The sequence below is a fragment of the Verrucomicrobium sp. genome (assembly GCA_028283855.1).
Classification (GTDB): domain Bacteria; phylum Verrucomicrobiota; class Verrucomicrobiia; order Methylacidiphilales; family GAS474; genus GAS474.
In genome coordinates, this window is the sequence record JAPWJX010000003.1 from 516,496 (window position 1) to 535,348 (window position 18,853).

General features: G+C 70.4%; 19 protein-coding genes and 1 tRNA gene. 13 read left to right on the top strand and 7 right to left on the bottom strand.

Annotation, left to right across the window (positions count from 1 at the left end; all coding sequences use genetic code 11):
* Window positions 1-2: 2 nt before the first annotated feature.
* The gene (gene rnc / locus PW734_03675) at window positions 3-695 is read left to right on the top strand and encodes a ribonuclease III (GenBank protein MDE1170299.1); all 693 of its coding nucleotides are present in this window, start codon (window positions 3-5) and stop codon (window positions 693-695) included.
* On the opposite strand, the gene hemB is transcribed toward rnc, so the two are convergent.
* Window positions 692-1,702 carry a porphobilinogen synthase gene (gene hemB / locus PW734_03680; GenBank protein ID MDE1170300.1) on the bottom strand — a complete coding sequence of 337 codons (1,011 nt, stop codon included), beginning with the start codon at window positions 1,700-1,702 and terminating at the stop codon, window positions 692-694. The genes rnc and hemB overlap by 4 nt on opposite strands.
* Before the next feature lie 54 nt (window positions 1,703-1,756).
* Between hemB and upp the strand changes: the two genes are divergently transcribed.
* Window positions 1,757-2,380, top strand: a complete 624-nt coding sequence (gene upp / locus PW734_03685; GenBank protein ID MDE1170301.1) for a uracil phosphoribosyltransferase — start codon at window positions 1,757-1,759, stop codon at window positions 2,378-2,380.
* A 12-nt stretch (window positions 2,381-2,392) separates the two neighbouring features.
* Here upp and PW734_03690 read toward each other — a convergent pair whose 3' ends face one another.
* The 3 genes from PW734_03690 to PW734_03700 all read right to left on the bottom strand — a co-directional run bounded on the left by PW734_03690 (window position 2,393) and on the right by PW734_03700 (window position 6,956).
* Window positions 2,393-2,551 carry a hypothetical protein gene (locus PW734_03690; protein ID MDE1170302.1) on the bottom strand — a complete coding sequence of 53 codons (159 nt, stop codon included), beginning with the start codon at window positions 2,549-2,551 and terminating at the stop codon, window positions 2,393-2,395.
* Window positions 2,552-2,628: 77 nt separating this feature from the next.
* A complete protein-coding gene (locus PW734_03695) occupies window positions 2,629-5,346 on the bottom strand; it encodes a GYF domain-containing protein (protein ID MDE1170303.1) in 2,718 nt (905 codons plus the stop codon).
* Window positions 5,347-5,420: 74 nt separating this feature from the next.
* Entirely contained in the window at window positions 5,421-6,956 is a 1,536-nt protein-coding gene (locus tag PW734_03700) for an ATP-binding protein (protein MDE1170304.1), read from the bottom strand.
* An 85-nt stretch (window positions 6,957-7,041) separates the two neighbouring features.
* On the opposite strand from PW734_03700, the gene PW734_03705 reads away from it, so the two are divergent.
* Window positions 7,042-7,473, top strand: a complete 432-nt coding sequence (locus tag PW734_03705) for a response regulator (protein ID MDE1170305.1) — start codon at window positions 7,042-7,044, stop codon at window positions 7,471-7,473.
* A gap of 11 nt (window positions 7,474-7,484) precedes the next feature.
* Here PW734_03705 and PW734_03710 read toward each other — a convergent pair whose 3' ends face one another.
* Window positions 7,485-8,690, bottom strand: a complete 1,206-nt coding sequence (locus PW734_03710) for a DUF1343 domain-containing protein (GenBank protein MDE1170306.1) — start codon at window positions 8,688-8,690, stop codon at window positions 7,485-7,487.
* A 122-nt stretch (window positions 8,691-8,812) separates the two neighbouring features.
* Between PW734_03710 and PW734_03715 the strand changes: the two genes are divergently transcribed.
* Window positions 8,813-8,887: transfer RNA gene (locus tag PW734_03715), tRNA-Asn, on the top strand.
* A gap of 94 nt (window positions 8,888-8,981) precedes the next feature.
* Here PW734_03715 and PW734_03720 read toward each other — a convergent pair.
* Window positions 8,982-9,443 (bottom strand): helix-turn-helix domain-containing protein, encoded by a 462-nt coding sequence (locus PW734_03720; GenBank protein MDE1170307.1) that lies wholly within the window; start codon window positions 9,441-9,443, stop codon window positions 8,982-8,984.
* A gap of 109 nt (window positions 9,444-9,552) precedes the next feature.
* Between PW734_03720 and PW734_03725 the strand changes: the two genes are divergently transcribed.
* The 4 genes from PW734_03725 (at window position 9,553) to PW734_03740 (ending at window position 14,565) form a co-directional block, all read left to right on the top strand.
* The gene (locus PW734_03725) at window positions 9,553-10,302 is read left to right on the top strand and encodes a glucose 1-dehydrogenase (protein ID MDE1170308.1); all 750 of its coding nucleotides are present in this window, start codon (window positions 9,553-9,555) and stop codon (window positions 10,300-10,302) included.
* 133 nt (window positions 10,303-10,435) lie between these two features.
* Entirely contained in the window at window positions 10,436-11,449 is a 1,014-nt protein-coding gene (locus PW734_03730) for a zinc-binding alcohol dehydrogenase family protein (protein ID MDE1170309.1), read from the top strand.
* A gap of 52 nt (window positions 11,450-11,501) precedes the next feature.
* Window positions 11,502-12,353: a methylated-DNA--[protein]-cysteine S-methyltransferase gene (locus tag PW734_03735; protein MDE1170310.1), complete on the top strand. Its 852-nt coding sequence runs from the start codon at window positions 11,502-11,504 to the stop codon at window positions 12,351-12,353.
* Between the two features lie 28 nt (window positions 12,354-12,381).
* On the top strand, window positions 12,382-14,565 hold the full coding sequence (locus tag PW734_03740; protein ID MDE1170311.1) for a glycoside hydrolase family 31 protein: 2,184 nt from the start codon (window positions 12,382-12,384) through the stop codon (window positions 14,563-14,565).
* On the opposite strand, the gene PW734_03745 is transcribed toward PW734_03740, so the two are convergent.
* Window positions 14,554-15,045, bottom strand: coding sequence for a GNAT family N-acetyltransferase (locus PW734_03745; protein ID MDE1170312.1), 492 nt, complete (start codon window positions 15,043-15,045; stop codon window positions 14,554-14,556). The genes PW734_03740 and PW734_03745 overlap by 12 nt on opposite strands.
* A 58-nt stretch (window positions 15,046-15,103) precedes the next feature.
* Between PW734_03745 and PW734_03750 the strand changes: the two genes are divergently transcribed.
* The 5 genes from PW734_03750 (at window position 15,104) to PW734_03770 (ending at window position 18,829) form a co-directional block, all read left to right on the top strand.
* Window positions 15,104-15,991: a DMT family transporter gene (locus PW734_03750; GenBank protein ID MDE1170313.1), complete on the top strand. Its 888-nt coding sequence runs from the start codon at window positions 15,104-15,106 to the stop codon at window positions 15,989-15,991.
* A 40-nt stretch (window positions 15,992-16,031) separates the two neighbouring features.
* Complete coding sequence (locus PW734_03755) at window positions 16,032-16,178, top strand: DUF3309 family protein (protein MDE1170314.1); 147 nt, start codon at window positions 16,032-16,034, stop codon at window positions 16,176-16,178.
* 65 nt (window positions 16,179-16,243) lie between these two features.
* Complete coding sequence (locus tag PW734_03760) at window positions 16,244-17,398, top strand: amidohydrolase family protein (protein MDE1170315.1); 1,155 nt, start codon at window positions 16,244-16,246, stop codon at window positions 17,396-17,398.
* Entirely contained in the window at window positions 17,395-18,147 is a 753-nt protein-coding gene (locus PW734_03765; protein ID MDE1170316.1) for a hypothetical protein, read from the top strand. Before PW734_03760 ends, PW734_03765 begins: the two co-directional genes overlap by 4 nt.
* Window positions 18,148-18,196: 49 nt before the next feature.
* Window positions 18,197-18,829 carry a hypothetical protein gene (locus PW734_03770; GenBank protein MDE1170317.1) on the top strand — a complete coding sequence of 211 codons (633 nt, stop codon included), beginning with the start codon at window positions 18,197-18,199 and terminating at the stop codon, window positions 18,827-18,829.
* The last annotated feature ends 24 nt before the right edge of the window (window positions 18,830-18,853 follow it).

Below are 18,853 nucleotides of genomic sequence, written 5' to 3' on the forward strand. Positions count from 1 at the left end.
CCATGACCCTCGACCTGCTCCAAGAAAAGATCGGCCACCGCTTCGCCGACGCCGCGCTGTTGCGCGAGGCGCTGACCCACCCCTCCGTCCACGGGCGGGAGGAGGGCGCCGCCGTGGCCGACAACGAGCGCCTCGAGTTCCTGGGCGACGCCGTGCTCCAGCTGGCCGCCACGGAGCGCCTTTACGAGCTTTTTCCCGCCGCGCCGGAAGGCCGCCTGACGGTCTGGCGCGCGAGCCTGGTCAGCCGCGCGCGGATGGCGCAGGTCGGCGCGGAGCTGGGGCTGGGAACGCTCCTTTCCATGAGCTTCGGGGAAGAGCGCAACGCGGGCCGCACCCGCACCTCCAACCTGGCCAACGCGGTGGAGGCGGTCCTGGGGGCCGTCCACCGGGACGGCGGCTGGGAGGCGGCGCGGGGCGCCGCGCTGCGCCTGTTGGAACCCTTCTTCGCCGCGCTGGAGGCGGAGGCGGCATCCAACGTTGGCCCGCTCAACGCCAAGGGCGCGCTCCAGGAAAAACTCCAGCAGGAAGGCGGCGAGGCTCCGAGCTACGTCTGCCTGGCGGAGGAAGGCCCCGCGCACGAGCGCCGCTACGAGGTGGCCGTCTACTGGGGCGGCAAGGAGCTGGCCCGCGGCGCGGGCCGGAGCAAGCGGGAGGCGGAGGCCGCCGCCGCGCGCGCCGCGCTGGCCGCGCTCTAGGCGTTCAGTTTCTTCCAGCTCTCCGCGTAGCCGCGGGCGAAGTAGGTCAGGATCATGTCGGCCCCCGCGCGGCGGATGCCGTGGAGGGATTCGTCCCGGGTCTTTTCCAGGTCGAGCCAGCCGTTTTGCGCGGCGGCCTGGATCTGCGCGTATTCCCCGGAAACCTGGTAGGCGGCGACGGGGACGTGGACGGCGTCGCGCACCTCCCGCAGGACGTCGAGGTAGGGCCCGGCGGGCTTCACCATGACGATGTCGGCGCCCTCCTCCTCGTCCAGCAGCGCTTCCAACAGGGCCTCCCGCCGGTTGCCGGGGGAGAGCTGGTAGGTCCGCTTGTCCAGGTAGCCGCTCCCCTTGCGCGCGCCGCTGCCCACCGCCTCGCGGAACGGGCCGTAGTAGGCGGAGGCGAACTTGGAGGCGTAGGCGATGATGCCGGTGTGGATGTGCCCGGCCTTGTCCAGGGCGGCCCGCAGCGCGGCGACGCGCCCGTCCATCATGTCCGAGGGGGCGACGAAATCGGCCCCCGCCTCCGCGTAGAGGACGGTCTGGCGGGCCAGGATGGCGACGGTGGCGTCGTTGTCGACGCGGCCCTTTTTATCCAGCACGCCGTCGTGGCCGTGGGTGGTGTAGGGGTCGAGCGCCGCGTCGGTGATGACCAGCATCTCCGGCAGCTCCTTTTTAAGGAGCCGGATGGCGCGGGCAATGAGGCCCTTCGGATCGGTGGCGGCGGTGCCGCGGCCGTCTTTCTTCACGGTGGCCAGGGCGGGGAAGAGGGCCACGGCGGGGATGCCCAGCTTGTGCAGGGCGGCGGCCTCCTTCACCAGATCGGGCAGGAGGTGGCGTTTCACCCCCGGCATGGAGGCGATGGCGGCGGGCACCGAGGCGTTCTCCCGGACGAAGAGGGGGGCGATGAGGTGGCGGGGCAGAACGTCGGTCTCCGCGACGAGGGCGCGGACGGCGGGCGTGGCGCGCAGGCGGCGCGGACGGCGGGGGAGGGGGAGCTGGGCCATAAAAGGGTTTAAAACTCTGCGGTTTTGGGGATAACGTCTCAAGTTTCAAAATTTATGAACCCCCTCCACCTCATCGAGCACCCGATCGCCGCCGACCGCCTCCGCACCATGCGGGACCAGGCGACGGGCCGGGAGGAGTTCGTCTCCGCCCTGGAACAGCTCTCCAGCGTCATGGCGGTGGAGGCCACGGCCCGCCTGCAAACCCTGGAAGTTCCCGTCCGCACGCCGCTGGAGGAGACGCAGGCGCGGAAAATTTCCCAGCCGGTGATGCTGGTCCCCATCCTCCGCTCCGGCCTGGGGATGCTGCGCGGCTTCCAGCGCATCCTGCCGGAGGCCTCCGTCGCCTTCTTTGGCGCCTCCCGCAACGAGGAGACGCTCAAGCCGGTCATCTATCTGGACAAGATCCCGCCCCTGACGCCGGAGACGGCTGTTTTCATCCTGGACCCGATGCTGGCCACCGGCCACAGCGCCTGCGTGACGATTTCCCGGCTGCGGGAGCGGGGGGCGCGGTCGATCACCTTCGTCTGCTGCCTGGCCTCGCCGGAGGGGATCCAGCAGATCCGCTCGCTCGACTCCGACGTGACGATCCTCACCGCCTCCGTCGACCGGCAGCTCAACCAGCACGGCTTTATCCTGCCGGGCCTGGGCGACGCGGGTGACCGCCAGTTCGGCGGTTAGATCGGGACCGGCTTAAAAGTGGGCCCGGAGGGGGAGGAGGAAAAGGACCCCGGCGGCGAGCATCTGGAGGAGGAAGATTCCCCGCAGAAAGGCCAGGGTGGCCTCCTGTTGTTCGACGGCGGACAGGGCGACGGCCCGGGCTCCGTTCCGCCGCGCGGGATGCGTGTTCATGCTTTGGAAAAAGCAGCCCACGTGCCCGCGCGGGGGCGCGGAGGGAAATTGAGTAGAAGTGCGGGGAAGGGCAGGGATTACTGCTCTTCTTCGGCGGGCGGCTCTTCCGCCGCGGCCTCTTCCTCGGCGGGCGCCTCGGCGTCCTCGGCCGGTTCCCCGCCCTCGGTCCCGTATTCGGACTGGGCGTCCTCGGCGTCTTCCGCGCCGAAGTTGCTGTCCTGGTAGCTCTCCTCCTCTTCTTCCTTGGTCAGGCCGCCGCCGCCCAATTCCGCCTGGCTGCGGAGGCGGAGGGGCAGCTCCCCGTATTGCTTGAGGTTGAGGACTTCCTTGAGGTCGTCGACGAGCTTGCCGACGTTGGAGAGGCGGCTTTTGAGCGCGCGGTTCTGGGAAAGGAGCTCGCGGTGGGTCTCGGCGGCGGCGTGGCTTACCTCGGCCAGCTCGCCTTGGAGCTTGGAGACCTTGGCGCGGAGGTGCTCGGCGTCTTCCGTCACGGAGGCCAGGCGGCCGCGGAGGGCTTTGGCCTCGCGCAGCCACTGCTTTTGCTCGTCGGCGGCGGTTTGCTCCGCCTCGCGCAGGCGTTCGCCCGCCTCGCGGACTTGGGTGCGCATGCGGGCGGCCTCGGAGACGGTGTCGCTCAGGCTCACCTTGAGCTGGCGCAGTTCTTCCTCCATCTCCGCCTGGCGGCGGGAAAGGGCGTGGGCTTCCTTTTGGGCCTTCTCGGCCTCGGCCTCGTGGCGCTCCACCTCCGCCTGCAGCTCGTGGCGGCGGCGGGAGGCCTCGGCCTCTTGGGCGGAGACTTGCTCGCGGACCTTCTGCAGCTCGGTTTCCAGGCGGGCTTTCTCGGCGTGGGCGGCCCCGGTGGCCTCGGCCACGGCGTCGCGCAGCTCGGCGACTTTCGTGCGGAGCCCGGAGGCTTCCGCCTCCGCCTCGCTCTGGCGGGCGGCGTGGCGGCGTTCTTCCTCGGCCAAAATGGTCTTTTCCTTGAGGGCGCCGTCCCGCGCGGCCTCGGCGGCGATGAGCCGCTCGCGAAGGGCGGTCAGTTCCGCCTCGCCCCGGGTGCGGAGCTGGTCGCGCTCGGCGGTGAGGGTGGCCAGCTGGGCGCGCAGGGCGTCCCGCTCCGCGACGGCGGTGGCAGACTGGACGCGCGCGGTTTCCCGTTCCGTCTCCAGCGCGGTGATCTGGGCGCGGGTTTTCTCGAAATTGGACTGAAGGGTGGCTCCCTGCGCCTCTTCGGCGGCCAGGCGGCTGGCCAGCATGTCGCGCTCGCGGGCGATGACGGCGCGCTCGCTGTCGCCGCCGGTGGCCTGGGTGCGGAGGCGGTGGACCTCGCCTTCCAGATCGGCGAGGCGCTTTTGCGCGGCCTCCGCCTGGAGGCGCAGCTGGTCGCGCTCGGCGGCGGCGGTGCCTCCGGCGGCGGCCTGGAGCTTGAGCTGGTCCCGCTCGGCCGCCAGCTGGGCGGCCTGGGAGCGCAGGGTTTCGCGCTCGGATTCCAGAAGGGCCAGCTGGGTCCGGGTTTTCTCGAAATCTTGTTGGAGGGTGGCCCCCTCGTTCTCTTCCGCCTTCAGGCGGCTTTCGAGCATCTCGCGCTCCTTGGTCAGGGCGGCGCGCTCGGCTTCGACGTTGTTGGCCTGGGCCCGGAGGCTGGCCAACTCCCCTTCGGCCTGGGCCAGGCGCTCGGCGCGCTCGGCGGACTCGGCCTGGAAGCGGTTGCGTTCGGCGGAGGCGGTGGCGGCCTCCGCATGGAGCTTTTCCAGGTCGCCGTGGAGGCTGGACCCCTCGCTCTCCTGGGCGGAGAGGCGGTTGGCGAGCATCTCGCGCTCCTTGGCCAGGGCGGCCCGGTCGGCGGCGAGCTGGGCGGCCTGGGCGCGGAGGTTTTCCAGCTCCTTGTCGGCCTGGCTGAGGCGGGCGCGGGCCTCCTCCGTCTGGCCGCGCAGCTGGTCGCGGTCGGAGGTGGCGGCGGCGACTTCCTCCCGCAGCTTCTCCAGGTCGGCCTGGAGGGCGGCGGTCTCCTCCTCCGAAGCGAGGCGGGCGGAAAGGGAATTCTTCTCCCGGGCCAGGGAGGCGCGCTCGGCCTCGACGGCTTCCGCCTGGATGCGGAGGCGCGTCAGCTCCTCCTCCATCTCGGCGACGCGGCGCTTGAAGTGCTCGACCTCCTGCCGCTGGGCTTCGATGTCGGGATGGTTTTCAGCCTGGGCCGGCGCCTGGGCCTGCGGCGCGGGGGCTTCCTCGGAAATCGCCTCGGGCTCGAGGGCGGGCTCCGGTTCCGGCTGGGGCTCCGGTTCGAAGACGGCGGCGGGTTCCGGGGCCGGTTCCGGCTCGGGAGCGGTAGCCGGTTCGAGGGCGGGCTCGGGCTCCGGCGTGGCGGCGGCCTTCGGCTCGACCGGGCGGGAAAACATGCCCTGCGGGCGGGCTTTGAGCTTCGGCGCGCCGGCGGGGCTGCCTTTGCCGGCGGGGGGCTTGGAAAGGGAGATGACGGGATTGTTGGCGGCGGGGGCGCTCTTTTGGGGGGCGGCCTCGGCCTTCTTCGGCTCAGGGGCAAGCTCGGGCTCGGGTTCCGGCTCGGGCGCGGCGGCGGTCGGCTCGGGCTCGGGCGCCGCTTCCGCTTCCGGCGCGGGGGTGGCGACGGGGGCGGGCTTGGCGGGGGGCAGCAGCAGGCGCAGGGGGGCCCACTCCTTCAACCCCTCATGCCAGGCCAGATCGCCGGGCAGAACCTCTCCGGCCGCCAGCTTTTTACGGACCTCTTCCTCCGGGAATGGTCCTGTGGGCTGACCGTTTTTGGCAACGTAAAGGTTCATGCGTGCAAACCGCGCAGGCGAATCGACTTATTGATACAATAAAAGCCGCTCACGTAAAGAGGAAGCGATTGGCCCTAGGCCTTATCTTCCCCGCCGCCCGCCAGCGGAAGCTCGATCCAAAAGACGGCTCCCGGCATCCCGTCGCCCGGAGCCTCGCAGCCCATCCGCCCGCCCATCCGCTCCACGGCGCGCCGCGCGATGGAGAGGCCCATGCCGGTGCCCGTGTACTCCTCCGGATGGTGGAGCCGCTCGAAAAGGGCGAAGACGCGCTCCCGGTACGCCTCCGGCACGCCGATGCCGTGGTCCCGGACGGAGAGACGGAGGAACCCGCCCCGCCGTTCCGTGAAAAGGACGAGCCGGGGCGCGGCGTCCAGGGGGGTGAATTTGGCGGCGTTGTCCAGGAGGTTGGCCAGCGCCTGCTTGAGGGTGACGGCGTGGCCCCGCACCCGCTCCGCCCCGGTCCGGTTCTCCACCGTCACGCCCCGCTGCCGGTGCTCGAAGGCGAACTCCTCCAATAGGGAGGCGACCAGGCCGCCCAGGTCGATTTCCGACGGCGGCAGCTCCTCCCGCGTCAGGCGGCTGTAGTGGAGGAGATCCTGGATGAGGGCGTCCATCCGTTCCGCCGCGCGGCGGATGCGGTCCAGATACCCCGGGTCCGCCTCCCCCTCCGGCGGCTCCTGCTGGAGCAGCTCCGTCATCCCCATAATGCTGCGCAGGGGAGTGCGGAGGTCGTGGGAAACGGAGTAGCAGAAGGACTCCAGCTGCTGGTTCACGTCCTGCAGGGCGGCGGTGCGGCGCTCGACGCGCGCCTCCAGCGTCTCGTTCATGCGGCGGATCTCCTGCTCCCCGCGCAGCCGGTCGGTAACGTCGACGAAGGCGGCGATGGCCCCGCAGGGCTCGCCCCCCTCGTCCCGGATGGGGTAGGCGTTGCCGAAGATGTGGCGTACACGGCCGTCCCGGAAGGCCAGGTCCATCTGCACCCCGCGCGCGGCGACGCCCCGCGCGGCGGCCGCCTGGATGGGCAGCTCCTGCGGGGGCACCTCCGCGCCGTCCCGCATGATCGTAAAGTGGGCCGTGGCGGAGGGGTCCTCCGCCGTCTTGGACGGGTTGGCGCCCGGGGGCATCTCGCACAGCTCGGCCGCCATCCGGTTGCCCGTGATGACGCGGGCCTCCCGGTCGTGCGCGATGAAGACGGCGGCGGGGACCGACTCCATGAGCGTCTCCAGTTGCGACAGCCGGGCCAGTTCCCGCGCCAGCGCCGTCTGCAGGGTTTCCTCCGCCTCGCGCGCTTGCCGCTCCGCGTCCCGCAGCGCGGTGACGTCCCGTAGCCGCAGAAGAAGGCCGCCGCCCGCCCGGAGCCGCGCGGCGACCTCCCAGGAAAGGCCCTCCGGCGTGTCGGCCAGGAAAGGGGCGCCCGCCGGCGCGTCCAGCGCGGCGGCCAGGAAAGCCGGAAGCCGCGCGCGGCCATCCGCCCCGGCGTCCTCCTCCCGCAAGCCCAGGCGGGCCTGCGCGGCGGGATTCCAAAAGGCCAGACGGCCCTCCCCGTCCAGCGCCACGACGGGTTCCGTCACCACCTCCAGCATCTCGGCCAAATCGTCCGGGGAGCCCACGACGTCCTATTCCAAAGGGAGCGCGGCCGATTTGCCAGTTGAATGTTTGTAGGCTCACCTCTAATACTTAGTCCCCGGTAAAACTATGTTGAATCAAGGGACGATCCTCCTGGTCGAAGACGACGCGGACGCGGCCCTCCTCATGAAGAAGGCGTTTGCCTCCGCCACCGTCGCCAACCCCCTGGAAGTCGTCCCCAACGGCCAGGAACTGATGGCCAAGCTCGGCGGCAAGCGGGCTCTCCCCGCCGACCGCCCCATCATGATCCTCCTGGACCTCAAGCTCCCGGGCCAGAGCGGCTTCGACCTCCTGGAATGGATCCGCAAGCAGGCCGACGTCTCCCGGCTCGTCGTCGTCGTCCTCACCTCCTCCCGGGAAAGCCGCGACGTGGCCAAAGCCTACGCCCTGGGCGCCAACTCCTATTTGGTAAAGCCCACCTCCTTCCACCAGCTCGTCGAGCTCGTAAAGATGCTCAAAAGCTACTGGCTGACCCACAACCAGTTCTCCGGCGCCCAGTAAAAGGCGCCCGGCTAATAGAGGAGATACGGCGCCCGCTTCTCGCGGAAAGCCGCCACCGCCGGCTCCCAGGCATTCACGATCGAGCCGACCGACGCGCCATTGGCCAGCTTCCCCCGGATCGTCGCGCTGCCGTAGATCTTATAGAAGAGATTGAGCTGGCTCGGCGTCGAGCGGTCAAAGATGTGCGCCCGCCGCTCCCCCGTCGCCAGGAAATAAAGCGCCATCGCGCAGAGATTCGTCCTCGCGTGCGGATCGATCTTCAGGCTCACCCCCTCCCAGCTGCCCAAAGGATCGGCGTAAGGCGTCGCCACCAGCCCGGGAATTTCCAGCCCGCGGAAGCGCGCCGCCATCGACGCCCCGTCCACCCCCGCGCAGGCAAAGCGCTGGAACGGCTCCCGCGTGCCGATGCCGATGTTCAGCCCGGAAAGGCTCCCCGCCAGCCCCGTCACCACATAATAGGCCGGGGACGTCGCATACGGGATATTCGGCGACGTCTGCACCCAGCGCAGCCCCGTGTCGTTCCACGTCATTCCCCGCTCCCAGCCCCGCATCGGCACCACGATCAGCCGGCACTTGTGCTTATTCCAGCCCAGGTCATTCACCATCCGGGCCAGCTCCGCCACCGTCAGCCCATGCACGTAAGGCACCGGCACCTGGCTGACAAAAGAAACCCAGCGCGGCTCCACCATCGGCCCCTCCACCCGCTCCCCGCCCAGCGGATTGGGGCGGTCCAGCACCACAAACGGGATCCCCTTGTCCCCCGCCGCCTCCATGCACAGCACCATCGTGCTGATATACGTGTAGCTGCGGCAGCCGATGTCCTGCATGTCGAAGACCAGCATGTCCAGGCCGTCCAGCATCGAAGAGCTGGGCTTGCGCGTCGCGTCGTAGAGAGAATAGACCGGCAGGCCCGTCACCCGGTCCTTCCGGGAGCGGACGTATTGGCCCGCCGGCACCGTCCCGTCGATCCCGTGCTCCGGGGAAAAAAGCTTCGCCAGCTTCACGCCGGGAGCCGCCTTGAAGGCCTCCCGCGTCGTCCGGCCGGAGCTGTCCACCCCGGTCTGATTCGTGATGAGGCCCACGCGCTTCCCCTGGAAAAGGGCGAAGTGGTCGCGCTCCATCATATCGACGCCCAGGTCGATCGTCACCGGCTCCAGGGCGCGTGCGCTGGGCAGCCCCAGCCCGGCCCCGCAGGCCAGAGCCAGAGCGGCAGCCATTCCCCGAAAGCCCAAACGCCGGATCACGCGCACGGGGGGTACGTTGTACGGAGGGGCCGCGGGCCGCAAATTCAAAGTTGAACCCCGCAGGCGGCGCTGATAGCGTCTTCCCTCTTCGCCACTCCGGAGTAGCTCAGTGGTAGAGCGGTCGGCTGTTAACCGATTGGTCGTAGGTTCGAGCCCTACCTCCGGAGCCATTTTCACTTACTAAATCCAACGGGTGCGCGGATTCCCCCCTCCGGCTTGGTGAAAAAAAGAAAACCGGCCAAGGGCCTTGTCGCACGGGCGCTCTTACAGAGCGGATTCCTTGCGCCTTAAGGCCGCAAGGACTTCTTTGGCGACGGCTCCCCGGTCCTTCTTAAGGCGTCGCAAAAACTCCTTCGGGGTGCTGTTTTCGGGGACGTGCTTGGAACCCCAGACCACCGATTCAAGCACCAGGGGCAGAAGGTCTATTCCCTTCTGCGTCAGCGCATAAACATATTTCCTCTGGTTCTTGGGATCGGCGGCCTTGGTGATCACGCCGCCTTCCTCCAGCCGCTTGAGGCGGTCGGCCAAGATGTTGCTCGCGATGCGTTCCGGGGATTCCAAAAGCTCGCCGTAGTGCCTCTTGCCGTTCAGGAGCATGTCCCGAACGATAAGAAGCGACCACTTGTCCCCGAAAGCATCGAGGGTGAAGGCAACGGGGCATCCTGACTGCCTGCAATCGGACTTGGCTTTTCCCATTGCCGCTATCTTGCGGTAAATAGCTTGCAACTTGAAAGCTAATTGTTTAAGCCAATATCACTTGCAAGTTGCAAGTAACTAATGAAACAAAGCGCCGTCCTTAGGGCGGCCTCAAACAGGAAACAGGAGTCTCAAAAGCATGAATAAACTTACGGGGAAAGTCGCGGTCGTGACGGGCGGCAATAGTGGGATTGGCCTGGCCGTGGCCAAGCGTTTCGTGGAAGAGGGAGCCCATGTCGTGATCACCGGCAGGCGCGAGAAGGAGCTGAAGGAGGCCGCGGCCTTTATCGGCGGAAACGTCACGCCGGTCGCGGGCGACGTGTCGCGCCTGGAGGATCTGGACCGGCTCTACGCCGTCGTGAAGGAGAAGCACGGCCACATTGATGTCCTCTTTGCCAACGCGGGCGGCGGGACCGTTGCGGCGCTTGCGACGGCGACCGAGGCCCATTTCGACCAGACCTTCGACGTGAACGTGAAGGGCTTGTTTTTCACGGCGCAGAAGGCCCTGCCGCTCTTCAAGGACGGCGGCTCGATCATTCTGAACTCTTCTGTCGCGAATGTGATGGGGCTGCCGGGGTTTACCGCCTACGCCGCCAGCAAGGCGGCCGTGCGCAGCTTCGCGCGAGGCTGGGCGGCGGAGCTGAAGGACCGCAAGATTCGCGTGAATTCGATGAGTCCCGGCCCGATCGAAACTCCGGCCCTGGACAAGGTGGGCCTTCCTCCTGAACAGGTCGATCAGGCGGTGGCTCAGTTTGTCTCGCAGGTTCCGCTGGGGCGCAGGGGCAAGCCCGAGGAAATCGCGTCGGCTGTCGTATTCCTGGCTTCCCATGAAAGTTCTTACATCACGGGCGTGGATCTCGCCGTAGATGGGGGAATGGCGCAGGTCTGAGCCCGGCGCGGTCCCGCGACTGGCCTGCGGCCCGGTTGCGGGATCGCGATGGCGCGAAGCCTGGGCGCCGTAGCCGTGGGGTCTTTCCCTCTTTCTTGCCGCCCGCGCGCGGCATCTTAGAGTAGGACTTCCCATGAAAGCCGTCGCCCTGAGCCGTTATTTGCCGATCGACGATCCGGCGTCCCTCTTTGACTGCGAGCTGCCCGATCCGGTGCCCGGGCCGCGCGATCTCCTGGTGCGCGTGGAGGCCGTTTCGGTCAATCCCGTGGACACGAAGGTGCGGGCGCCGAAGGCGAAGGTCGAAGCCGCGCCCCGGGTCCTGGGTTGGGACGCCGCCGGAGTGGTGGAGGCGGTGGGGGCGGAGGTGACGCGGTTTCGCCCCGGCGACGCGGTTTACTATGCGGGCGACATCACGCGGCCCGGGTCGAACGCGCAGCTCCAGGCGGTCGACGAGCGGATCGTAGGGCGCAAGCCGCACACCCTTTCCTTTGCGGAGGCGGCCGCCCTGCCGCTCACGACGCTGACGGCGTGGGAGGCGCTTTTCGAGCGGCTCGGGATCGCGCCGGAAGGGGGCGGCGCGGGGCGGACGCTCCTCCTGATCGGCGGGGCGGGCGGAGTCGGTTCGATCGGGATCCAATTGGCGAAGCGCGCGGGGCTGACGGTGGTCACGACGGCGTCCCGGCCGGAGACGCGGGCCTGGGTGGAGGCGTTGGGCGCCGACCACGTGGCCGACCACCGGCAGCCGCTGGCGCCGCAGCTGGCGGCCTTCGGCCACCGGGAGGTCGACTTCATCGCCAATTTCTCCGACACGGATGCCTATTGGGAGACGATGGCGGAGGCGGTCCGGCCGCAGGGGCGGATCGTCTGCGTGGTGGAGAACCGGAAGCCGCTGGAGCTGGGCCTGCTCAAGGCGAAGAGCGCGGCGTTTTTCTGGGAGTTCATGTTCACGCGGGCGCAGTTCCAAACCCCCGACATGGCGCGGCAGGGGGAGATCCTGGACGCGGCGGCGGCGCTCTTTGAGGCCGGGGCCCTGCGCGGCACGCTGAAGGAGACGCTTTCCCCGATCGACGCGGCCAACCTGCGCGCCGCCCACAAGAAGCTGGAAAGCGGCCGGACGATCGGGAAGATCGTCCTCTCCGGCTGGTAAAAAAGCCAGAACCGGAGTGTTTCGGAAGGCGGGGAGGGGTAAGCTTTCCCGCATGACGAAGAAGCCGCCCCTGCCGCAGACCGCCACCCGCCACGCGGCGGCGGTGGCCCGGGCGTGCCGCCTTCTGGAAGCGGCGGCGGAAGCCCCCTCCCTGGACGCGCTGGCGCGGGCGGCGGGGATGAGCCGCCACCATTTTCACCGCGCGTTCAAGGCGGCGACGGGGCTGACGCCGAAGGCCTACGCCTCCGCGCGCCGGGCGGAGAAGGTCCGCGCCGCGCTGCCCCGGGGCCGGACGGTGACGGAGGGGTTCCACGAGGCGGGCTTCGGCTCCAGCGGCCGCTTCTACGCGGAGGCGGCCCGGGAGCTGGGGATGCCGCCGCGCGCCTACCGGAAGGGGGGCGCGGGGGCGGAGGTCCGCTTTGCCGTGGCCGCCACCACGCTCGGCGCGCTGCTGGTGGCCGCCTCGGAGAAGGGGCTTTGCATGATTTCCCTGGGGGACGATCCGGCCGTGTTGGTGCGCGAGCTGGAGGAGCGTTTCCCCCGTGCCCGCCTGGCGGGGGCGGACCGGGAGTTTGAGAAATGGGTGGCGCGGGTCGTCGGCTGCGTGGAGGCGCCGGGGCTGGAAATCGGCCTGCCGCTCGATCTCCGGGGCACGGTCTTCCAAAAGCGGGTTTGGCAGGCGCTCCGCCGCATCCCGGCGGGGACGACGGCGACCTACGCGGCGATCGCCCGGAAGATCGGCGCGCCGCGCGCGGTCCGCGCGGTGGCGGGGGCCTGCGCGGCCAATGTCCTGGCGCTGGCCGTGCCCTGTCACCGGGTGGTGCGGACGGACGGCGGCCTTTCCGGCTACCGCTGGACGGCGGAGCGGAAGCGGATCCTCCTGGAGCGGGAGGCGCGCTCGTAATTTTTCTTTTTCGGCTTAAGATGGGGAAATGCGCCGCTTGGCCCTTTCCCTCTCCGCGCTCGCTTCCCTTTTCTCTCTTTCCTGGGCCGCGGATCTCGACGTCGGCCCGGTCCACGTCCGGGTGGAGGCGCTCAAGCCCGGCCTCTTTTGCCTGACCGAGTCGCTCGGCGCGCCGGAGCGGCCCGCCAGCATCTTCACCGATCCGGCGCTGGCCCGGGCGCGCGCGGGGACGGAGGTGGATAAGGACGGCTGGCGCGGCGTGTCCGTGGACGGGCAGGAGCTGGCGGTGGAGAAGGCGACCGGCGCGTGGGAACTGCGCGCGGGCGGCATGGTGCTGGCGCGCGGCACGGTGGCGCGGGAGGAAAAGGGCGCGCTGGCCCTCGACCTCGCGCTGCCGGCGGGCGCGCCGTTCCGTGCCTATGGCGCGGGCGGCGGCGGGCGGGGCGAGGCGGACGCGCTGCTCAAGACGGAGGGGCTTTCCCGCCTGGGCAACGGCAAGGCGGCCATTCCCTATTACTGGTCCGCGGCGGGCTACGGCGCGCTGGGGGTGGCGGAGGTGGACGACGCCCCGGCCCGGTGGGCCGCCGACGCGCAGAAGGTGCGCTGGACCTTTCCCGGCCGGACGGCCTCCCTTTACCTTTTCCCCGCCGCCGACCTGGCGGAGTCCTGCCGCCGGTACGCGGCCTTGAGCGGAGCCGCGCCGGTGCCGCCGCGCTGGACCTTCGGCTATCTCCAGTCCCGCTGGGGCTGGAAGGATCCGGCCTATGTCGATGAAACGCTGAAGACCTTCCGTCTCCGCCGCCTGCCGGTCGACGCCTTCATCTTCGACTTTGAGTGCTACACGGCCACGCCCGACTACGAGCTGCCGCCGGAGGGGGCGCCGCGGTTCGGCGACTTCTCGTGGAATCCGTCGCTCTTCCCCGATCCGGCGGCGCAGATCGCGGCCTACGCGAAGGAGGGCGTCCGCGTCATTCCCATCCGCAAACCGCGCATCGGCGACGCGGAGACGCTGGCCATGCTGCGGGAAAAGAAGTGGATCCGCGCGGCGGGCGGGAACGGGGAGAAGAGCACGAAGGCCGACCTGCGGGGCCTCGACTTCGAGAATCCGGCGGCGCGCGCCTGGTATGCGGCGCAGCTCGAGCCGATGACGCGGGACGGCGTCGCCGGCTGGTGGAACGACGAGGGGGAGTCGATCTACACCAAATATTACTGGTGGAACGAGGCGGAGCGGGAGGCGTGGAGCCGCGCCCGGCCGCACGAGCGTTTTTGGAGCCTGAACCGCTCCTTCTCCCCCGGCCTGCAGCGGCTCGGCGCGGCGGCGTGGACGGGGGATATTTTCTCCACCTGGCCCGCGCTGGCGGTGACGCCGGTGAACCTCCTCAACTGGAGCCTGGCCGGGATGCCCTACGCGGGCTGCGACATCGGCGGCTTCCCCGGCCGCCCCTCGCCGGAGATGCTGGCCCGCTGGATGGAGGCGGGGGCCCTGCTGCCGGTCATGCGCTCCCATTCCGCGCGGAAGGTGCCGCCCCATTTCCCCTGGGCCTTCGGGGAGGAGGCGGAGGAGGCGATGCGCGGGGCGCTCGACCTCCGCTACCGCCTGATCCCCTATCTCTACAGCCTGGCGCATGAGGCGTGGGAAAGCGGCCTGCCGCTCCTGCGGCCGGTGGCGATGCTTTACCCGGGCGACGCGGAGGCGGCGGATCTGTCCGACGAGTGGTTCCTGGGCCCGGGCCTCCTGGCCGCGCCGGTCCTGGCGCCGGGGACGAAGCGGAGCGTCTATTTCCCGGAGCGGCTCCGCGCCTTCGAGGAGGCGCGGGAGCTTCCGGCGGGCCGCGCGGAGGTCGATGCGGCCTTGGACCAGATCCCCCTCTACGTCCGGCCCGGCACGATCCTGCCGCTGGGGCCCGTCGTCCAGACGACGGCGGATCTCCCCGGCGGCCCGCTCACGGTGGAGGTCTACGCGGGGAAGGACGCCGCCTTCACGCTGGTGGAGGATGACGGGGCGACCGACGGCTATTTGAGCGGCGCGGTGCGCAAGACCCGCTTTACGTGGGACGAGGCGCGCCGGACGTTGGGCTGGGTGCGGGAGGGGAGCTACGACGGGCCTTCCGTCTTTCGCCGCGTCCGCGCGGTCGTCTACGGCGCGGGAGGGAAGAAGGAGAGCCCGGAAGCCGATCTGGGGCCGAGCGGCTCCTTCGATCTAGCTCAGTAGCTTCTGCAGGAATACGAGGTCGAGCCAGCGGCCGAACTTCTGGCCGACCTCCCGCAGGCGGCCCGTTTCCTCGAAGCCGAAGGCGCGGTGGAGGGCGATGCTCCCCTCGTTGGCCGCGTCGACCCCGGCGACCACGGTGTGCATTCCCTGTTCCCGCGCGGACAGGAGGAGCCGTTCCAGGAGGCGCTTGCCCAGGCCCTGGCCCCGCCGCGCCTCCGCGACGTAGAGGGAGTGCTCCACGGTGAAGCGGTAGCCCGCCCACGGGCGGAAGGGCCCGTACGCGCCGAAGCCGTGGACGGCCTCCCCCTCCGCGGCGACCCAGACGGGCATTCCCGCCGCGCGCTTTTCCTCCAGCCAGCGGCGGCGCATTTCCAGGGAGTGCGGCTCGTAGTCGTAGACGGCGGTGCTGGTGAGAATGGCGTGGTTGTAGATTTCCAGGATGCCGGGCAGGTCGGCCTCCGTGGCGGGGCGCAGTTCCATGCCGCCCAAATTGCCGCTTGGCGGGCGGTTGGCGAACCCCTTTTATCGGGAGCCTCCGATGAAACCGCGCGACGCCGCCGAACTGGTTCTCCTGGCCGCCATCTGGGGCTGCTCCTTCCCCTTCATGCGGCTGGCCGCGCCGCAGCTGGGGCCGGTCCCGCTCATCGCCCTGCGGGTGGCGATCGGCGCGCTGGCCCTTCTGCCGCTCCTCCTCCTGCGGCGGCAGGCCCCGGCCTCCTGGCGGCAGGCGGGGCACATCGCCGTCGTCGGCATCGTCAACTCGGCCATCCCCTTCGCCCTGCTGGCCTACGCCACGCTCACCATCACCGCCGGGCTGGCGGCGGTCCTCAACGCGGCGACGCCGCTCTTCGGCGCGCTCATCGCCCGCGTCTGGCTGGGGGAGCGGCTCACCCGCATGCGGGTCGCGGGGCTCTTCATCGGCTTTTACGGCGTCGTCCTCCTGGTGTGGGGGAAGGCCTCCTTCCACGCGGGCGGCGCGGGGCCCGCGCTGGCGGCGGCGCTCCTGGCCACGCTCTGTTACGGCGTGGGGACGAATTATTCCAAGAAGATGCTCCCCGGCGTGCCGCCGCTGCTCATCGCCGGCGGCAGCCAGGTGGGGGCGGCCCTTTTCATGGCCCTGCCCGCATGGCTCCTGTTTCCGCGCGGCCCGGGAGCGGCGGTTACCCCGGCGGCGTGGGCGGCGGTGGGGGCGCTTGGCGTTCTCTGCACCGCCTTTGCCTACATCGTCTTTTACCGGCTCGTCGCGCACGTCGGCCCGGCGCGGGCGATGTCGGTCACCTTCCTGGTCCCGGTCTTCGCCATGCTGCTGGGCGTCGTCCTGCTGCATGAGGCGGTCACCCTCCGCATGGTCGTGGGCTGCGCCGTCATCCTGGCGGGAACCGGCTGCGCGACGGGCCTGCTCACCGCCCGCCGTTTGCGGAAGTAGGAAACGGGGTTACGTTGGGGAAACCAACCCCACCGATCCCATGTTACGCACCATCCTGCTGATCCTCCTGCTCTTCGCCCTCCTCGGCGCGCTGCCCGTTTTCCCCTACGCCGCCGGCTGGGGCTATTACCCGAGCGGCAGCCTCCTCTTGATCGTCATCCTGATCCTGGTGCTCTGGCGCGCGTAACGCTTAAGAGAAAGCGGAGCGCGGCGTGGTTGCGGGGGCGCGGGGGGTTGGCGTAGAGTCGGCCCATGGAGTTCCATCTGGCCGCGCGCCACTACCGGACCGGCGCGCCGATGCGGATCGCCGTGGCCGACGGGCGCTTCGCCGCCTTCGAACTCTGGACGGGGCCCGCCGCGGGCCTGCCGTGGATCGCTCCCGGCCTCGTCGACCTTCAGGTGAACGGCTTCGGCGGCGCCGATTTCAACCGCCTGCCCGCCGATCCGGCGGCCTGGGCCCGCGCGCACGGCGCGCTGGCCGCGCACGGCTGCACCCGTTTCCTGGCCACCCTCATCACCCACGCGCCGGACGAGGGGGAGGCGCTCCTGCGCGCGCTGGCCGCGCGGCGGGCGGAATCCCCCGGCGGCTGCCTGGGCTTTCATTTGGAGGGGCCCTTCCTGAATCCCGATCCGGGCACGCGCGGCGCGCACGACGCGGCGCGGATGATCCCGGCCGACCTTTCCCTTTTGGCCCGCTGGCAGGCGGCGGCGGGCGGCGCGGTCCGGCTGGTGACGCTGGCCCCGGAGATCGCCCCGGAGCGGGCGCTCCCCTTCCTGCGCCAATTGCGCGCGGCGGGCGTCCGCGCGGCGATCGGCCACTCCCTGGCGATGGGCCCGGCCCTGGCGGACGCGGTGGAGGCGGGCGCCGACGCCTGGATCCACCTGGGCAACGCGCTGCCCCGCCAGATCGACAAGTTCGAGAACCCCTTCTTCCACGTCCTGGCCGACGAGCGGCTGCGGGCCTTCCTCATCCCGGACGGGCTCCACGTGCCGCCGCCCGCCTTCCGCGCGCTGGCGCGGGCGCTGGGGCCGCGCCTCCTTTTGACGACGGACGCCATGAGCGCGGCGGGGGCCGCGGGCGAGGGCCCCTTCACCCTGGGCGCGCAGGAAGTGGCGGTGGCCGCCGACGGCCGGGCGACGCAGCCCGGCACGGGCCGCCTGGCGGGCTCGACGCTGACGCCCTTCCGGGGCGTCTTCCAGGCCGCCGCCCTTTCCGGCCTGCCGTGGAACGATCTGTGGGACGCCTTTTCCCTGCGTCCCGCCGCGTGGATCGGCCTCTCCCACGGCTTGGAAAAGGGGATGCCCGCCGACTTCTGCCTCTTCGACACGGAGCGGGAGCCCCGGCTCCGCTCCGTCTACCGGGACGGCGAGCGCCTTTCCGGCGAGGAACCGGAGGAGGCGGTATGAAGAGCCTGATCTTTTCCGTCCTGCTTTTGCTGGCCGCCGCGCCGCTCCTGCCCGCGCAGGACCGCGCGGCCGCTCCCACCGCGCGCCCCGTCCTGACGCTGCCGCTCTCCCGGGGCCGCGCGACGGTCTACGACCTGCCGCCCGCCGGGCCGCCGGCGGCGATCCTCGTCTTCGTCTCCGGGGGGAACGGGTGGACGTTCTGGGAGGAGACCCTCTGCCGCCACCTGGTCCGCAACGGCCTCTACGTCCTGGGCCTCGACCTGCCCGCCTACGCCGCCGCGCCCTACACGGCGGAGAACCTGGCCTCCGACCTGGAGCGGATCGCCGCCGCCGCCGTCCCCGTCCAGCGGGCGGACCGGGTGCCGATCCTCTACGGCGGCGTGGGCCCCGGGGCGGCGCAGGCGCTGCTGGCCGCCCAGCCCCCGGCCCCGGCCCGGCTGATGGGCCTCCTTTTGGTCAACCCGCCCGCGCGGGGCCGCTGCGGCAGCGGGCTGGCGGAGCGCTTCGGCATGTCGGCCGGGGGGGCGGGGAGCTTTTCCCTGGCGGCCAAGGGGGCCGCGCTGCAGGACCTGCCCGTGGCCGCCGCGTTCGACCGGAACGGCTGGTTCGTCGAAACCGGCTGGATCGACGCCGGGGCTTTCCCCCACCGGCTCTTCCCCTTCGCCCTGGGCTGGAACCGTTTCCTGCGCGTCGACCGGGACCTGCTCAAGGCGGTCGACGGGGCGCTCGACTGGCTCCTCCATTCCTGACATTTCCTCCGTCGAGGCGCGGTCCTTCCGCCTTTTATAAATAGAAGGGATGGCCGTCCTCCACCTTTCCCGCTCCGGCTCCTTTCCCTTCTGCGTCCTGCCCGCGTCCGGCCTGTGGGACCCGACGAGCAGCACCCTCCCCGCCGGCTACGTCGGGCCGGGGACCTATTATCCGGTCGGCCTCTCCCTGGCCGACGCGATGCGCTGGTATTGGCAGGCGAAGACCTGGCAGGCCGCCGCCGCCTTCGCCTTTTCCGGCACGCAGCCCAATCCCTCCAACCCCTCCTTTTCCGCCCCCATCACCGACACGGTGACCGTCGACCGCGGCGGGACGCAGCGGGAGCTGGTCTGCCCGGCGGGAGTGTCGGGAGGGGACGCCACCGTCTCCCTCGTCGTCTGGGGGACCGGCGCCTCCCCCTACGCCTATTCCTGGGGCGGCCTGATCTATCCCCGGCTGGCCTTCAGCGCCCAGAACGCGATTCTGACCGTCAGCAGCTACCGCTTCCTGGTCGCCATCCCGAAGCGGTGGCCGGTCGACGGGACGGCCGACGGCTTCACCCTGCCGCTGTGGTACGACGAGGCGGGCGGCTACGACAGCGTGGGGGGCGCCTCCGGCGACAGCGGCCCCTGGACCCAGTCCCGGAGCGGCACGGCGGTCCTTTCCATCACGGCGACCTATTAGTTTTTTGACACCTCCGGCGGCCCT

Coding starts and splice junctions, on each gene's coding strand:
- PW734_03725 (MDE1170308.1), top strand. CDS start 9,553: ATGAATAAACTTACGGGGAAAGTCGCGGTCGTGACGGGCGGCAATAGT.
- PW734_03710 (MDE1170306.1), bottom strand. CDS start 8,690: ATGGCTGCCGCTCTGGCTCTGGCCTGCGGGGCCGGGCTGGGGCTGCCC.
- PW734_03760 (MDE1170315.1), top strand. CDS start 16,244: ATGGAGTTCCATCTGGCCGCGCGCCACTACCGGACCGGCGCGCCGATG.
- rnc (MDE1170299.1), top strand. CDS start 3: ATGACCCTCGACCTGCTCCAAGAAAAGATCGGCCACCGCTTCGCCGAC.
- PW734_03755 (MDE1170314.1), top strand. CDS start 16,032: ATGTTACGCACCATCCTGCTGATCCTCCTGCTCTTCGCCCTCCTCGGC.
- PW734_03770 (MDE1170317.1), top strand. CDS start 18,197: ATGGCCGTCCTCCACCTTTCCCGCTCCGGCTCCTTTCCCTTCTGCGTC.
- PW734_03690 (MDE1170302.1), bottom strand. CDS start 2,551: ATGAACACGCATCCCGCGCGGCGGAACGGAGCCCGGGCCGTCGCCCTG.
- PW734_03745 (MDE1170312.1), bottom strand. CDS start 15,045: ATGGAACTGCGCCCCGCCACGGAGGCCGACCTGCCCGGCATCCTGGAA.
- upp (MDE1170301.1), top strand. CDS start 1,757: ATGAACCCCCTCCACCTCATCGAGCACCCGATCGCCGCCGACCGCCTC.
- PW734_03740 (MDE1170311.1), top strand. CDS start 12,382: ATGCGCCGCTTGGCCCTTTCCCTCTCCGCGCTCGCTTCCCTTTTCTCT.
- PW734_03765 (MDE1170316.1), top strand. CDS start 17,395: ATGAAGAGCCTGATCTTTTCCGTCCTGCTTTTGCTGGCCGCCGCGCCG.
- PW734_03730 (MDE1170309.1), top strand. CDS start 10,436: ATGAAAGCCGTCGCCCTGAGCCGTTATTTGCCGATCGACGATCCGGCG.
- PW734_03695 (MDE1170303.1), bottom strand. CDS start 5,346: ATGAACCTTTACGTTGCCAAAAACGGTCAGCCCACAGGACCATTCCCG.
- PW734_03735 (MDE1170310.1), top strand. CDS start 11,502: ATGACGAAGAAGCCGCCCCTGCCGCAGACCGCCACCCGCCACGCGGCG.
- hemB (MDE1170300.1), bottom strand. CDS start 1,702: ATGGCCCAGCTCCCCCTCCCCCGCCGTCCGCGCCGCCTGCGCGCCACG.
- PW734_03705 (MDE1170305.1), top strand. CDS start 7,042: ATGTTGAATCAAGGGACGATCCTCCTGGTCGAAGACGACGCGGACGCG.
- PW734_03750 (MDE1170313.1), top strand. CDS start 15,104: ATGAAACCGCGCGACGCCGCCGAACTGGTTCTCCTGGCCGCCATCTGG.